At 71.8% G+C, this 15524-nt stretch carries 11 protein-coding genes; 4 read left to right on the forward strand and 7 right to left on the reverse strand.

What is annotated here, in order from left to right:
• The 3 genes from ABZU46_RS10180 to ABZU46_RS10190 all read right to left on the reverse strand — a co-directional run.
• Window positions 1-1835, reverse strand: a 1835-nt coding sequence (locus tag ABZU46_RS10180; RefSeq protein WP_354856120.1) for a DUF3488 and transglutaminase-like domain-containing protein, incomplete at its 3' end; no start/stop codon positions are given.
• A gap of 16 nt (window positions 1836-1851) precedes the next feature.
• Complete coding sequence (locus ABZU46_RS10185; protein WP_354856121.1) at window positions 1852-3150, reverse strand: DUF58 domain-containing protein; 1299 nt, start codon at window positions 3148-3150, stop codon at window positions 1852-1854.
• Window position 3151: 1 nt separating this feature from the next.
• Window positions 3152-4204 (reverse strand): MoxR family ATPase, encoded by a 1053-nt coding sequence (locus ABZU46_RS10190; RefSeq protein WP_234590654.1) that lies wholly within the window; start codon window positions 4202-4204, stop codon window positions 3152-3154.
• A gap of 402 nt (window positions 4205-4606) precedes the next feature.
• Between ABZU46_RS10190 and leuS the strand changes: the two genes are divergently transcribed.
• Window positions 4607-7447, forward strand: coding sequence for a leucine--tRNA ligase (gene leuS, locus ABZU46_RS10195; RefSeq protein WP_354856122.1), 2841 nt, complete (start codon window positions 4607-4609; stop codon window positions 7445-7447).
• Between the two features lie 68 nt (window positions 7448-7515).
• On the opposite strand, the gene ABZU46_RS10200 is transcribed toward leuS, so the two are convergent.
• Window positions 7516-10377, reverse strand: coding sequence for a BTAD domain-containing putative transcriptional regulator (locus tag ABZU46_RS10200; RefSeq protein WP_354856123.1), 2862 nt, complete (start codon window positions 10375-10377; stop codon window positions 7516-7518).
• Between the two features lie 183 nt (window positions 10378-10560).
• Between ABZU46_RS10200 and ABZU46_RS10205 the strand changes: the two genes are divergently transcribed.
• Both ABZU46_RS10205 and ABZU46_RS10210 read left to right on the forward strand, forming a co-directional pair.
• The gene (locus tag ABZU46_RS10205; protein ID WP_354856124.1) at window positions 10561-10959 is read left to right on the forward strand and encodes a hypothetical protein; all 399 of its coding nucleotides are present in this window, start codon (window positions 10561-10563) and stop codon (window positions 10957-10959) included.
• A gap of 20 nt (window positions 10960-10979) precedes the next feature.
• Window positions 10980-11651, forward strand: coding sequence for a CHAP domain-containing protein (locus ABZU46_RS10210; RefSeq protein WP_354856125.1), 672 nt, complete (start codon window positions 10980-10982; stop codon window positions 11649-11651).
• 265 nt (window positions 11652-11916) lie between these two features.
• On the opposite strand, the gene ABZU46_RS10215 is transcribed toward ABZU46_RS10210, so the two are convergent.
• The 3 genes from ABZU46_RS10215 to ABZU46_RS10225 are packed head-to-tail and all read right to left on the reverse strand — an operon-like array spanning window position 11917 to window position 14553.
• Window positions 11917-12600, reverse strand: coding sequence for a VTT domain-containing protein (locus tag ABZU46_RS10215; protein WP_354856126.1), 684 nt, complete (start codon window positions 12598-12600; stop codon window positions 11917-11919).
• Window positions 12597-13316: a glutamine amidotransferase gene (locus ABZU46_RS10220; protein WP_354856127.1), complete on the reverse strand. Its 720-nt coding sequence runs from the start codon at window positions 13314-13316 to the stop codon at window positions 12597-12599. Before ABZU46_RS10220 ends, ABZU46_RS10215 begins: the two co-directional genes overlap by 4 nt.
• On the reverse strand, window positions 13306-14553 hold the full coding sequence (locus ABZU46_RS10225; protein WP_354856178.1) for a MurT ligase domain-containing protein: 1248 nt from the start codon (window positions 14551-14553) through the stop codon (window positions 13306-13308). The genes ABZU46_RS10220 and ABZU46_RS10225 overlap by 11 nt, the downstream gene beginning before the upstream one ends.
• Window positions 14554-14909: 356 nt before the next feature.
• Between ABZU46_RS10225 and mraZ the strand changes: the two genes are divergently transcribed.
• The gene (gene mraZ, locus ABZU46_RS10230) at window positions 14910-15341 is read left to right on the forward strand and encodes a division/cell wall cluster transcriptional repressor MraZ (protein WP_354856128.1); all 432 of its coding nucleotides are present in this window, start codon (window positions 14910-14912) and stop codon (window positions 15339-15341) included.
• Window positions 15342-15524 lie beyond the last annotated feature (183 nt).

A 15524-nucleotide genomic window follows, 5' to 3' on the forward strand; every position in this document is an offset into this window, starting at 1 on the left:
GTAAAGAACTCGGCTGTGGCTAAGCGCGTAGGCGGGGGCGGGGGGGGTGTTGGCGGGGGGGCCGGCCCGGCCGACGAGTCCGGGCCGGTCGGGCTGTCCGTGGCGCCCGTCTCCGGGCTGGACGGCTCGGGCGCGTCAGTGTCCGGAGCCCAGGCCGACCGGGTGGAGCCGGGCACGCCGTACGCCGGGGTGGCGTCGAACGGCACCCAGCCGATCCCGTCGAAGAAGACCTCGGTCCAGGCGTGCAGGTTGAGGTTGGTCAGCGTGTACGTGTCGCCGTCGCGCTTGCTGCCATTGGTGAACCCGAACGCGACCCGGGCCGGGATGCCGGCCGAACGGACCAGCCAGGCCATGGCGGCGGCGTACTGCTGGCAGTAGCCGACCTTGTTGGTGAGGAAGTTGACGATGTCCTGGCCGCTGCTGCCGCTCTCGGTGCTGAGCCGGTAGCTGAACCCGTTGTCCGCCGAGAAGTGCTGGTAGATCGCGAGCACGCGGTCGTAGTCGGTGCGCTTGCCCTGGGTCAACCCCTTGACCAGCTCCTCCACCTCGGGCACCGGCCCGGGGGTGGCGGTGAGCTGGCGGCGGACCGGATGGTCGGCGGGCAGCGGCCGAGCGGCCCGCAGCGCCGCCGGCGTGTACGTCGAGCGGACGTAGTCGAAGGAGTACTTGCGACCCCGGGAGTTCTCCCGGTTGGAGAAGACGACCTGCTGGCTGGGGTCGTACAGCCAGTTGCTGTTGAGGTCCTCGGTGCGCACCGGCTCGGCGTACACCGGCATGAGGGACATGCTGAGGCTCTTGGTGACCTCGACGGTCGCCTGGTAGCGGACCTGCTGCACCCCCTGGCCGGCCCGCTCGGTCGGGTCCGGCAGATCCCGGTTGGCCGGCCGGCCACTCGGGTTGCGGGCCTGGAAACCACTCGGGCGCAGCTCGTCGGCCACCGCGTAGCGCAGGTAGAACGGGTTCGGCTCGGAGGTGGTCACCTTCACCAGGTCGGCCACCTCGGACTGGTTGAGCTGGCCGGCGAGCGACGCGAACAGGTCGATCCGGCCGGACGAACCGCCCGCGCCCCGGCCGGTGCCGCTGCCGTTGCCCGTGCCACCGGAGAGCGTGTCGAGCAGCCCACTGGTCATGCCGGGCACCGCCAGTGGCAGCGCCACGGCCACCACCACGCCGACCACGGCGAGCCGACGGCCGGCGGAGGCCAGCGGCGACGCCTCCCACACGTCGACGTCACGACCGTCTCCGGTGAACCGCCGGCCGAACCGACGGACCCGGTCGACGTTGTCGGTGACCAGCAGCCACAGGTAACCGGCCGCGCCCACCACGAACGGCGCCGGGGGGACGCTGTCCACGTAGACGGCGACCGGCACCGAGTAGATCGCGAGCATCGGCAGCCCGGCCAGCGCGGGCCGGCGCAGCCCCACCGCCAGCACGTCCACGAGCACGGCCACCCCACCGACGCCGAGCACGGTGATGAACAGCAGCGGGTCCGTGTCCGGAACCTCGACGCCGTACGAGCGCATGTCCTGCGCCGAGCCGGCGAGCAGGTCGGCGAAGTGCTCGATCGTGGCCGGCGTGGGCAGGAAGGTCAGCAGCTCGCTGCCGCTGGGGAACAGCCAGGTCAGCGCGAGCAACAGGGCGGCCAGCATGCCGAGCACCTGACCCCACAGCGGTGCGCGGACGAGCCGCGTCAGCGCGGCGACCCCGGCCACCACGGCTACCGCGATCGCGCACTGGATCAGCCACGTCCAGGTCTGGAAGATGGCCGACAGCGGCGCGGCGGCGAGCAGTGTCGCGGCGGCCGCCACCGCGCCGGTGTTCCGGCTGGCGATCATGAGGGGAACCTTCCGTTCATCGCACGCCGCCGGCGACCGTCTCGGCCAGCGCGGCGCGCAGGGCGAAGCCCTGAGATCCTCGGCCGGCCTGCGGCCACAGCGCCGGCAGTCGGCTGCCGTGGTCGACGCCGACCACCCGCCAGCCACTGCGCACCATGGCCAGCACCGCCGCGCCGTGCGTGTGCTCCGCCTCGGCGCGGGCCTTCTCCGGGAGGCTCAGCCAGGTGGAGCTGTCCAACAGGAAACCGGCGCACGTCGCGCCGTTGCCCCGCAGCCCGGCCAGCAACTCGGCCTCGGCGACGCTCACCATGCCGAACAGCCCGATGATCAGACCACCGTCGGCGCGCTGCCGAACCCGCTGCACCAGCCCGGTCACGTCGGCCCGCTGGTCCAGACGTACCTCGGCCAGGTGGTCGAGCAGCACACCGTCGCCGCCGCCCTCCGAGGCGTCCACGTCGACCCCCGAGCCGGTGACCAGGCGCAGCTTGTAGCCGGCCTGCCGCAGGTGCACGGCGATGCTGGCGGCGGCGGAGACCGCCCACTCGAAACTCGCCGTCGGGCCGTCGCCCCGGTGGCCGTACGCGCGGGTGTCCAGGACGACCGTGGCCCGACTCTCCCAGGGCTGCTCCTCCCGGCGCACCATCAGCTCGCCGGTGCGGGCGGTGGACTTCCAGTGCACCCGGCGCAGGTCGTCGCCCCGGCGGTACTCCCGGGTCGCCGCGTCGTCCTCGCCGTGCACCGCCACCGAACGCGCCCGGCTGTCGCCGCTGCCCGCGTACTCCCCGGGGAGCCGGACCGACGGCAGGGGCGTGACCTGCGGGATGACCGTCAGGTGGTCGGTGCTGGGAAACGCCCGGGTGAGCTCGCAGAGACCGAACGGGTCGGTCATCCGAACCACCAGCGGGCCCACGTCGTAACGGCCCCGCACGTCGGCACGGACCGTGTACGCCACGGAGCTGGCCTGGTGCGCGCCGAGCCGCTCCAGCACGACCCGTGGCCGACTGCCCAGCGCGTAGGGCAGCCGGTCCTCCAGTAACAGGGTGCCGGTGGGCAGCCGGGAGAGGTTCTGCAGGCGCAGCACCACCCGCGAGTTGGCCCCGACCGGGACCCGGTGCGGGTCCAGCGAGCGGTTGCAGGCCAGCTTGTAGCGGCTGCGACCCACGTAGGCGGCGGCCAGTAGCGGCAGGATGGCCAGCAGTACGGCCACCCGGAGCAGGTCCTTCTCGCCCAGGATGACGGCCGAGATCGCCGCCGCGATCGCGGCCGCGAGGAACGAGCGCCCGCGGGTGGTCAACCCGCGCAGCCCGGCACGCACGTCACGGCCTCCGCGGCTCGTAGGGCGCGCGACCGTTGCCGGTGGCGGGCCGGGTGTCGTAGGGGCTGCGTTGCCGGTCGTGCGGCAACGGCAGTCGGTGCACCAGCTCGGAGACGATCGCGTCGGTGGTGCGTCGGGCGAGCTGCGCGTCAGCCGTCGGGATGATCCGGTGCGCGAGCACCGGCACCGCCAGGGCCTGCAGGTCGTCGGGGAGGACGTAGTCGCGGCCCTCCAGCGCGGCGACCGCCCGGGCTGTGCGCAGCAGTTGCAGGGTCGCCCGGGGGGACGCGCCGAGGCGCAGGTCGGGGGCCTCGCGGGTGGCGGTGACCAGGTCGATGGCGTACTGCTTGACGGCGTCCGCGACGTGCACCTGTCGGACGGTGGCGATGAGCTGCCGGACGATGTCCGCGTCGGAGACCGGCCGCAGCTCGTTCAGCGGGTCGGTGCCGCCGTGCCCGTCCAGCATGGCCAGTTCGGCGCCGGCGTCGGGGTAACCCATCGCGATCCGGGCGGTGAACCGGTCGCGCTGCGCCTCGGGCAGCGGGTACGTCCCCTCCATCTCGATCGGGTTCTGGGTGGCGATGACCATGAACGGGGTCTGTAGCTGGTAGGTCACGCCGTCGACGGTGACCTGCCGTTCCTCCATGCACTCCAGCAACGCCGACTGGGTCTTCGGCGACGCCCGGTTGATCTCGTCGCCGACGACCAGGTTGGCGAAGACGGCCCCCGGACGGAACTCGAAGTCGTGGGTCTCCTGGTTGTAGACGCTCACGCCGGTGACATCGCTGGGCAGCAGGTCGGGGGTGAACTGGATCCGGCGCACCGTGCAGTCGATGGACCGCGCCAGGGCCTTGGCCAGCTTGGTCTTGCCGACGCCGGGAACGTCTTCGATGAGGAGGTGACCCTCGGCGAGCAGAACGGCCAGGGCCAGCCGCACGGTGGCGGTCTTACCCTCGATGACCTGCTCGATGTTGGCCACGATGGCCTCGCTGGCGGCGCGGAACTCGTCGTGCGGCAACAGGCCGCCCACCTCGTCCCAGGTCTGTTGTGTCACGGGCCTCCTCCTCGTCGCCGTCACGGCAGCTCTGTAGAGAGCACCTGGACCCGCCGTTGGGTTCGCGACGTCGAGCCTCGTTTGCCGCAGGATTCTCACTGGCCTCTCAGGCTAACCATGTTTGTCGTTATCGCCGACCCCCGCAGGTAGTCCGCCGCTTACGCACGGATATTCGCCGAGTTGGGGGATCGACCGGACCGCGCCCGGCGGTTCCTCCGGTCCCGTCGGCGACGGGGTACACTGCCGAACATGGCCGGAGTCTTCCTGCTTCTTACCGGGCCGTGCTGATGCGCTGAACGCGCGACAGCACGGCGGCCCCTCCTGCGCGAGGGGCTTTTTTGTGCCCGCCGCCGGTCCGGCCCGGCGGTGCCGAGACGAAGCGAAGCGAAGCGAGGAGAAACGATGAGTGAGGCAGCCGCACCGGCGGGCGACATCCCCCCGTTCCGGTACACCGCGGCCCTGGCCGACGAGATCGAGACCCGTTGGCAGGAAACCTGGGCGCGCGAGGGCACCTTCCACGCACCGAACCCGACCGGTCCGCTGGCCGATCCGGGCCACCCCCGGGCCGGGGCGGAGAAGCTGTACGTGCTGGACATGTTCCCGTACCCGTCCGGCGCCGGCCTGCACGTCGGCCACCCGCTGGGCTACATCGGCACCGACTGCTTCGCCCGCTACCAGCGGATGGCCGGGCGCAACGTGCTGCACGCGATGGGGTTCGACGCGTTCGGCCTGCCCGCCGAGCAGTACGCCGTGCAGACCGGCACCCACCCCCGGACCACCACTGTCGCGAACATCGAGCGGTACAAGTCGCAGCTGCGCCGCCTGGGGCTGGCGCACGACGAGCGCCGGTCGGTGGCGACCATCGACACCGACTTCTACCGCTGGACGCAGTGGATCTTCCTGCAGATCTTCAACTCCTGGTACGACCGCGACGCCGGCAGGGCCCGGCCGATCGCCGAGCTGATCGCCGAGTTCGAGGGCGGCAACCGCTCCACCCCGGACGGCCGGCCCTGGGCCGAGCTGAGCGTCGCCGAGCGCCGCCAGGTCGTCGACGACCACCGGCTGGCGTACGTCTCGCAGGCCCCGGTCAACTGGTGCCCCGGTCTGGGCACCGTGCTGGCCAACGAGGAGGTCACCGCCGACGGGCGCTCCGAGCGCGGCAACTTCCCGGTCTTCAAGCGCAACCTGAAGCAGTGGATGATGCGGATCACCGCGTACGGCGACCGGCTGCTGGACGACCTGGACAGCCTGGACTGGCCCGAGGCGATCAAGCACATGCAGCGCAACTGGATCGGACGCTCCACCGGCGCGCACATCGACTTCCCGACCACCCGGGAGCCGATCCGGGTGTTCACGACCCGCCCGGACACCGTCTTCGGGGCCACCTACATGGTGCTGGCGCCCGAGCACGAGCTGGTCGACACGCTGGCACCGGCCAGTTGGCCCGACGGCACGAGGGACGCCTGGACCGGCGGGCACGCCAGCCCCTCCGAGGCCGTCGAGGCGTACCGCAAGGCGGCGGCGGCCAAGACCGACGTCGAGCGGCAGTCCGACAGCAAGGAGAAGACCGGCGTCTTCATCGGCGCGTACGCCACCAACCCGGTCACCGGCGGGCAGATCCCGATCTTCATCGCCGACTACGTGCTGGCCGGCTACGGCACCGGCGCGATCATGGCGGTGCCCGCGCAGGACGAGCGGGACTGGGCGTTCGCCGAGGTCTTCGAGCTGCCCATCGTGCGTACCGTGCAGCCGGCGGAGGGCTTCGACGGCAAGGCGTACACCGGGGACGGCCCGGCCATCAACAGCGCCGCGCCCGAGCGCGGCCTGGACCTGAACGGCCTGGGGGTCGCCGACGCCAAGGCGGCGATCATCTCCTGGCTGGAGGCGAACGGGCACGGCACCGGCGCGGTGACCTACCGGCTGCGCGACTGGCTGTTCTCCCGCCAGCGCTACTGGGGTGAGCCGTTCCCGATCGTCTATGACTCCACCGGCGCGGCCATCGCCCTGCCGGAGGAGATGCTGCCCGTCGAGCTGCCCGAGGTGGACGACTTCTCCCCGAAGACGTTCGACCCGAACGACGCCGACTCCAACCCGGAGACCCCGCTGTCGCGGCGGCGGGACTGGGTCGAGGTCGAGCTGGACCTGGGTGACGGGCCGAAGCGCTACACCCGGGAGACCAACGTGATGCCGCAGTGGGCCGGCTCCTGCTGGTACGAGCTGCGCTACCTGGACCCGACCAACAGCGAGCGGTTCGTCGACGCGGAGAACGAGCGGTACTGGATGGGCCCGCGCGCCGAGGGCGACTGCGGGGGCACCGACCTGTACGTCGGCGGCGCCGAGCACGCCGTGCTGCACCTGCTGTACGCGCGGTTCTGGCACAAGGTGCTGTTCGACCTGGGGCACGTCTCGTCGTTCGAGCCGTTCCGCAAGCTGTTCAACCAGGGCATGATCCAGGCGTACGCGTACACCGACTCGCGCGGCAGCTACGTGCAGGCCGAGGAGGTCGTCGAGCGCGACGGCGCCTACTACCTGGGCGACCTGACGGTCAACCGCGAGTACGGCAAGATGGGCAAGTCGCTGAAGAACGTGGTGACGCCCGACGACATGTGCGCCGCCTACGGCGCGGACACCTTCCGGGTGTACGAGATGTCGATGGGCCCGCTGGAGGTGTCCCGACCCTGGGAGACCCGGGCGGTGGTCGGCTCGTACCGGTTCCTGCAGCGGGTCTGGCGGGCCATCGTCGACGAGCAGACCGGCGCGCTGCGGATCACCGAGGCTCCGGCCGACGAAGCGACCCGTCGGCTGCTGCACAAGGTGATCGACGGGGTCCGCGGCGACATGGACGGCATCCGGTTCAACACCGCGATCGCCAAGCTGATCGAGCTGACCAACGGGCTGACCCGACTGTCGGCCACGCCGCGGGAGGTGGCCGAGCCGCTGGTGCTGATGGTGGCGCCGTTCGCCCCGCACGTGGCCGAGGAGCTGTGGCGCAAGCTGGGCCACGACACCTCGCTGACGTACGCGGACTTCCCGACCGCCGACCCGGCGCTGCTGGTGGCCGAGACGGTGACCTATCCGGTGCAGGTCAACGGCAAGGTCCGTGGCCGCATCGAGGTCCCCGCCGACGCCTCCGAGGAGACCGTCCGCGCCGCCGCCCTGGAAGCGGTGACCGCCTCCCTGACCGGCAAGGAACCCCGCAAGGTCATCGTGGTGAAGGGCCGGATGGTCTCCGTCGTCATGTGATGGTGGTCGGTCGTCATTACGTCCCGTACCGGCCGGCCGCTTGTCCACCGTGCCGGTACGGGATGCACTCAGCGGACGACGGCCGCCACCTCCGGCCGGCGACGGGGATGGCCGTGGCCCGCCGAGAGCTTGTCGCGCAACTGCGCGGCAGCTGGGTGCCGCATGTCGCTATGGATCTCGAAGGCACGCAGCCAGCAGTCGTGTGCGGCAGCCAGGTCGCCGAGGGCCTCGTGGTTGTCGCCCAGGTGGTGCAGCGTCTCCGCCTCGTTGTAGCGGTGTCCCAATTCTCGACTGAGCGCCAGTGACCGTCGAAAGCAGCGGGCTGCCCGGCGGTAGCGGCTGAGATGGTGATGGGCGTAGCCCAACGTGTCCCAACTGTTCGCCTCCCCGACCCCGTCACCGAGCCGGCGCTGCAGGACCAGCGCCCGCTGGCAGTAGCCGACCGCCTCCCGGTACGCGCCGAGCACGGCATGATCCCAGCCGATCGCATTGAGCGCCCGGGCTTCCCCCGCCTGGTGCCCGTCGGCCCGGAAGAGGGCCAGCGCCCGCTCGTCGTGGTGCAGCGCGGTCATCTGGTCACCCTCCTTCTCGTTGATCCAGCTGAGGGTCAGCAACGTCTGCGCCTGCCCGGTCCGGTCGCCGAGTTCCCGCAGCAGCGCCAGAGCCGACTCCAGGTGCTGACGGGCCAACCGGAGGCGGCCGGTCTCGGAGAAGGCCGCGACGACGTCGCGATGTGCCTGCGCCGCTGCGGCCCTGTCGCCGCAGCGTTCAGCCGCGGCCAGCGCGCGGTGCTGTACGGCGATCAGGTCCTCCCAGCAGCCACGACGGGACAGGAAGGTGGTCACCGCCCACGCCAACTGCCACACGTGCCGGTCGAAGCCGTGCCGAGCAGCCAGCTCGACCACCCGGATGAGCACGCCGTGCTCCTCGGCGAGCCAGGCCAAGGCCGAGGCGCCGTCCGCAGGCTCCTCCGGAGTCACGCCCGTCGTCAACGACGGCGGCGTGATCGGCTGCCGTAGCGGGGACAGTCGCGCGTCGGCCGTGCGGGCGCTGAGCAGATAGTGGTCGACGATCCGGCGCCGCGCCGCGTGGCCTACCTCCGGGGGCTCCGACGCGACCAGCTCCGCCGCGTACGCCCGGAGCAGATCGTGGCAGGTGTACCTGCCCGGTGCCCGCTCCATGACGAGTTGCGCACGGGCCAGTTCGGCGAGGACGGGGCGGACCTGCCGCTCGGGCAGTGCGGCGAGGCTTGCGGCGGCCCGCACCGAGATGTCCTGCCCGGGGTGCAGCCCGAGTAGGCGGAACAACCGCGCTGCCGCACCGCCGAGAGCCCGGTACGACCAGGAGAAGACCGACCGGAGGTCGGTGGCCGGATCGCCGGCCGCGAAGCCGTCGAGGCTGCCGCGGGACTCGGTCAGTTCCCGGGCCAGCACGGCGAGCGGGAACCGGGGATGAGTCGCCGCGCGGGCCGCCACGATCGCCAGGGCCAGCGGCAGCCGGTCACACCGTTCGATGATCCCTGCCACGGGCCCCGGCTCCGTCGCCACCCGGTCGCCACCCAGTCGGCTCGTCAGCAGATCGCGGGCTTCGGCGGCAGTGAGCAGGTCGAGGGTGACCGGTTGGGCGCCCTCGACGGTCACCAGGCCGGGTAGTTGCTGTCGACTGGTCACCACCACCGCGCACCCGGCGGCACCGGGCAGGAGTGGGCGCACCTGACCGGCGTCGCGGGCGTTGTCGAGCACGATCAGCATGCGGCGCTCCGACAGCAGCCTCCGGTAGTGGCCGGCCCGACTCTCCTCGCGCGCCGGCGTCTGCTCCGGTGGCACCCGCAAGGCGTCCAGGAAGAGTCGCACCGCCTCGTCCCCGGCGATCGCCGTACCGCCCGGATCGAAGCCGCGCAGGTTGACGTATAGGCATCCGTCCGGGAAATCCTCGGCGAGCAGGTGCGCCAAGCGGACGGCGAAGCTGGTCTTGCCCACGCCGGCCGCACCGGTCACGAGCAGGATCTGCTGCCGTTTCAGCGCCAGGCAGTGCCGCCGAGCCGCATCGAGCTCGGCGGCCCGGCCGACGAAGTGCGGCGGGTCCGGTGGCAGCAGGCTCGCCGGCGCCACCGGCGCGAGTCCGCCGACCACCGCCGCGGGTGCCGGGATCGGCAGCTCGTCGCGCCGCAGGATAGCGGCGTACAGACGGTGGAGTTGCGGTGCGTCCATGCCTCGTTCCCGCAGCAGGGCGATGCCCCGTCGGCAGACCTCGGCGGCCTCGTCCACCCGCTGCTCGGCGTAGAGGGCGAGCGTGAGCAGGTGGCGGACGCCCTCGTCGTACGGGTCGTCCAGAACCGCGCCGGTGAGCACGCCGACGGCTGCGGCGGGTCGCCCGAGCGCGATCAGCGCCTCGGCGTGACCGCGTCGGGCGGTGCGGCGCAACGCGTCGAGGCGGGCCACCTCGGGCAGGGCGAACGGCCGGTCGGCGACGTCAGCGAAGGCCGGCCCCCGCCAGTGGGCCAGTGCGGCGCCGAAGAGCTCGGCGGCGCGTGGGATCACCGCCGGGTCGCTGGCGTCGAGCAGCCGCCGCCCCTGCGTGGCCTGCTGTTCGAAAAGGCAGGCGTCCACACAGTCGGGGGGCAGATCCAGCCGGTACGCCAGGCCGGGGCCGGTGCCGACGGTGGCGACGATCGAGGCCTCCGCGGGCGCGGACCGGCCGGGCCCCAGGGCACGCCGCAGGTGCGAGACATGGCTGCGGAGCGTCGGCGCCGCGCCGTCGCCGGCGGTGGTACCCCAGAGGAGATCCACCAGGCGGCGGGCCAACACCGGGCGGCCGAGTTCGATGACGAGCACCGAGAGCAGCTCCACCTGCCGCGGGCCGAGCCGGATCACGGCGCCAGCCCGTTCGGCCTCCAGCGGACCGAGCACGGTGAGCCGCAGTTGCTCCATCCGAGACCCCCCGTGCTCGTCGCGGCCACCCGGACGCATTGTATCGATCCTGGCGGATTGAGCGCTGCACCCGACTTCCACTCCGCTTCCACCACGCGCCGGGAGAGTGTGCGCAACGGGGGGCGGCAAAGCGCCTCGACCGGGCGTCGACGAAGCGGCGTCCGGGCACGATGAGGAGGGCACATGAAGCAAGCCTGGCAGCGTGGCCTGCGAACCGTCGTAGCCACCGGCCTTGTCGGGACCGCCGCAGTGGTCCTGTCACCAACGGCCGCGTCCGCGGCCGCATGCCGCAGCGGCACGGCCAGCATCTCCGGAGCCGATCTGACGTACCAGATCTGCCCCGAGGCCTTTACCACCGGCCTCAGCTACTTTCTCGAAGACACGGCCAAGGACGGTCGCCGCGCCGAGGTGTGGATCAGGACACCGAGCACGTCGACTGCCGGCGTGAAGCTCGACGAGGCGACCGGAGGCGTCGGCGACTGGGCCGAGGACGAGTGGTACGGCCCCTTCAGCTCGGGCGTCTACCTCAAGGTCTGCACCAGTGACGGCAACACCAACCGCCGCTGCGGCGGCTGGCTCTGATCGCCGGACAGGAGACAACCGTGAAAGCACTCCGCATGGCCGTGGTGGCCGTGGTCGCCGCCACCTCCAGCATCTTCGTCGTGCCAGGAATTGCGCACGCCGCCGACACCCAACTGGGCATCGACGTCGGCAACATCGCCTGGGAACAGTTCACTTCGGAGAACACCGATGTGCAGTACCGCCTGAAGGAGCGCAGCGGCCAGGACTGCAACTTCTACACCGGCTTCTGGGCCGACCCGAACAACGATCGCTACGACAGCTCGGGGACCGGCACCTGCGGTCCGGTGAGCCCCGGGTACATGTACCGGAACGGGTCAAAGACCTGGGACGACGTGAGGTGGCGGGCCCGGGCGTGGTGCGCCGACTTCGCGAAGTTCGCGTTCTACTGGGGTGGTGCGAAGTACACCGGGCTCAACGCCGCCGCGTCGAGCTTCCGGACCTACGGCATCAACAACGGCACCTGGCACGGCCGGGGCAGCGGCTACGTCCCGCGCAAGGGTGACGCCGCGTCCTACGACTGGGGTGGCGACGGAGTCATCGACCACGTGGCCATCGTGACTTCGTACTACGACACCAGCACGGACGGCAATCACTACGTGGTCGGCGGCAACCAGTCGAACACGGTCTCCCACGTGTTGCACTCCAACTGGGAGTCAGCCGTCGTCGGCTACACGTCGCCGGTGCCGAAGTAGGATCCCGGTTCGCAACCGGCCCTGCGTCTCTCGCCGGGTCGGTTGCGTTCCGATGTGGCTGAGCACCTGCCGGCCGAGGGCGTCGACCCCCAGGTACCGAGGCGGGAGGTCCGCGCCGACCACGGCCAGGTGGTCCAGGAGCCGCCGACGAAGTCCAGGTTGGCAGGTGGCGTCCGACGCACCGTGTCGCCGATCCGGACCACGTCGCTGACCAAGCCCTCAGCCAGTCGCTGCTCGCCCGTCGGATCCGTCGGGTTGGGCACGGTCAGACCGACATCGACCGGCGGCGTCGTTCGCCGCGCCACCACTGGTGGACGAGCACGACGCTGGCGATCAGGCCGAGGCTGGCCGGGGCGGCGGCGTACCAGTTGATCTGGCCGGGTGAGCTGACGGCCGCGCCGATCGCGGCGTAGCCGAACGCGGTCGGCGCGGCGGCGATCACGCTGCCGGCCAGGAACGGCAGCATCCGGGCGCCGGTCGTGCCGTAGCCGTAGCTGACCAGGCCGAAGCCGGCGATCGGCAGCAGCCGGACGGTGACCACGCCGACCACGCTCTGCCGGGCGAACCACCCGTCGAGGCGGGCCAGTCGGCCCCGGACCCGATCGGCGACGAACTCCCGGCCGAGCAGCCGGCCGACCGTGAACCCGATCGCCGCCGCCACCAGCGCGGCGCCCAGGGCGTACGCCGCGCCCTCCAGGGGGCCGAAGATCGCGCCCGCGGCGAGCGTGATGAAGGTACGGGGAACCAGGGCGACCAGCAGCAGCGCCCCGCCGAGGATCGCCGCCACCGGCGCGAGGCCGCCCAACCGGTCGGCCAGTTCCGGCAGGTGCGCCGGATCCGGCCGGGGCACCAGGAGCAGCAGCAGCCCGCAGCCGCCGATCAGCAGCACGAGCAGGGCGAACCGGGCGGCCGACGGCTGCCGGAGCAGCCGCCGGACGGCTCGGATCATGCCCGGGCGGGGGCCACTGCGGCGCGGCGCTCGTTGCGCAGCCGGTCGGACCAGGTGTCGTCCAGCGGCGGCAGCTGGTGTGCCCCGGTGGCCCAGCGCAGCAGCAGGTCGGCCAGGGCCGGGTTGCGGGCCAGGGCCGGGCCGTGCGAGTAGGTGCCCAGCAGCTTGCCACGCCACGCGCCCTCGGTGGCGCCGTCGTTGCCGACCCCGGTGGTGACCCGGGCCAGCGGGGCGACCTCCGGACCGAGATGGGTGCGACCGCCGTGGTTCTCGAAACCGGTCAGCGGGGGCAGGCCCAGTCGGGGGTCGATCTCACCGGCCAGCTCGCCGACGGCCCGGCTCTCGCCCCGGTCGGACTGCAGGTCCAGCAGCTCCAGCCCGCGACACTGCACACCCTTGGCGAAGAAGGAGGTGCCGAGCAGCTGGTAACCGGCACACACGCCGAACACCACAGACCCCTGGGCGACCGCCCGGTGCAGACCGCCGTCGGCGATCAGCCGCTGGGCGCCCAACGCCTGCGGGCCGTCCTCGCCACCGCCGACCAGGTAGATGTCGGCGGTCGCGGGCAGCCGCTGGTCGGAGCGGACCTCCAGCACCTCGACCGGCATGCCGCGTTGGCGGGCCCGTCGGGCGAGGATCAGGGCGTTGCCCCGGTCGCCGTAGGTGGACAGCAGGTCGGGGTAGATCCAGACGATGCGCAGGCTCTCAGATGACACGGTCCAACTCCGCTCGGATGTCCTGGAACGCGGTGTAGTTCGCGATGACCTCCAGTCGCCCGGGCGGGACCGACCGGATCGCGTCGTCGAAGGTGCGCACGTGCTGGAACGGTACGTCGTTGACGTCCAGTCGGACCGCCAGGTCGTAGGCCCGGTCGCCGGTGATCAACACCTGCCGGCCGCGCAGCGGGGCGAAGTCGACGTCGTAGAGCCAGGAGGTGTCCAGACCGTCGGGGTCGCGCGCGTTGATGGAGAGCAGGGTCGGCGCGTCGTCGGCCATGTCGAAGGCCTCCAGCCAGCTGGCCGGGTTCTTGGCCAGCAGCAGCCGGATGTTGCGCCCGTCCTTGTCGACCTGCGCGTAACGGCCGGCCACCGAGGTGACGATGCCGAGGCGGGACACCGCGTCGACCGGGCGTACGCCGAATTCGGCCGCCACGGCCAGCGCGGTCGCCGCGTTGCCGAGGTTGACCTTGCCGGGCAGCTGGAGGGAGACCTTGTGCCAGGCGCCGGTGGGGTCGAGCACGCCCTCGTCCTCGACGACCCAGTTCGGCTCCGGTCGGCGCAGCGGGCAGCCGGTGCACCACCACTGGTCGCCCGAGCGCTGGATCGTGGAGCCGCACTCCGGGCAGACCCAGGAGTCGTCGTGCCAGCGCTGACCGGCACTGAACCAGGTCACGTGCGGCGGGTTGATGCCCCGGGCGGGGTCGCCCGGCGGGGTGGCGGCCCAGACCACCAGCGGGTCGTCGGCGTTGGCCACCACCCGTACGTCGGTGTGCCGGACCAGCGCCGCGCGCCAGAGCTGCGCCATCATGGCGACCTCCTTGGCCCGGTCCAGCTGATCGCGGGAGAGGTTCAGCAGCGCGACCACGTGCGGCTCGGTCGACTCCAGCACCTGGGCGAGGTAGTGCTCGTCGACCTCCAGCACCGCGTACGGGGTGCTGCCGGCCTTGGCCAGCGCCGAGGTGTGCCCGCTGGGCATGTTGGCGCCGAAGGAGTTGGTGGCGACCCGGCCGAGCACGCCGACCGCGGCGGCGGTCAACCGGGTGGTGGTCGTCTTGCCGTTGGTGCCGGAGACGAGCGCGATGGCGCGTCCGGCCGACAGGTGCGCCAGCAGCTCCGGGTCGATCTTCAGCCCGATCCATCCGCCGATCACCGATCCGTCGCCACGGCCGGCGGCCCGGGAGAGCGCCGCGGCGGTCCGTGACACGGAGCTGGCCACCTTGGCCCGTAGGGGCATTTTCGCGTCCGTCACGCGAGCGAGGTTACCGGACCGCCCGCTTCACCAGATCGCCGCCGACGGTGAACCGTTCGGCCGTGGCATCCGCGCGGGTGGGCGGTTCGCGCTCCACCGGACGGAGTCGATCTATGTCGGAAAGCGGACCACACCGGGGGAGGGCTCCGGCCCTCCACTCCGCTCCACCCCGTGTGACGTGCGGTTTTGCGCGTGAATCGGCCGCGCCACGCGGGCGAATCTGGTTGCAGGTGGAGGGAAGTGGAGTAAGGTGGGGCCCAATGGTGAGGCCGGGAGGGCTCACCGGCCCGGGGGGTCAGCGGCGCCGCGAACGCCGCTCAAGGGCGAGGGGGTAGGGCCGGATGTTCCTCGGCACCCATACTCCGCGCCTGGACGACAAAGGCCGGTTGATCCTTCCGGCCAGGTTCCGGGATGAGCTGGCGGGGGGTGTCGTGGTCACCAAAGGGCAGGATCGTTGCCTCTATGTCTTTCCGACACCCGAGTTCCAGCGGATCGCGGAGCAGTTGCGCGCGCAGCCGATGACGCACAAGGCGGCCCGGGCCTACAGCCGGGTCTTCTTCGCCAGCGCGCACGACGAGGTGCCGGACAAGCAGGGCCGCGTGACGATTCCGGCACACCTTCGGGAGTACGCCGCGCTCGACCGTGACCTGGTGGTCATCGGCGCGAGCACACGGGTGGAGATCTGGGACAAGGTCGCCTGGGAGGCCTACCTCGCCGAGAGCGAAGACGACTTCGCCGACATCGAGGAGGGGGTGCTGCCCGGCGGTCTGTAGGGCGGAACGGCGCCCGACGTACTGCGAGATCTCCAGCCGCTTTCGAGTTCCTGGCACCCCTTCCCCGGTGCCAGGCGCACGATCCAGTCATCGGGCGAGCGTCCGGTGTCCGGCGGGAGCGGATGGGGATCTGGCGGTACGACGGCAGCGCCGTCGCCACGGCAGGCGCGCGAGAAGAACGGA

It is taken from the genome of Micromonospora sp. NPDC005197 (genome assembly GCF_040608295.1).
Lineage (GTDB): Bacteria > Actinomycetota > Actinomycetes > Mycobacteriales > Micromonosporaceae > Micromonospora.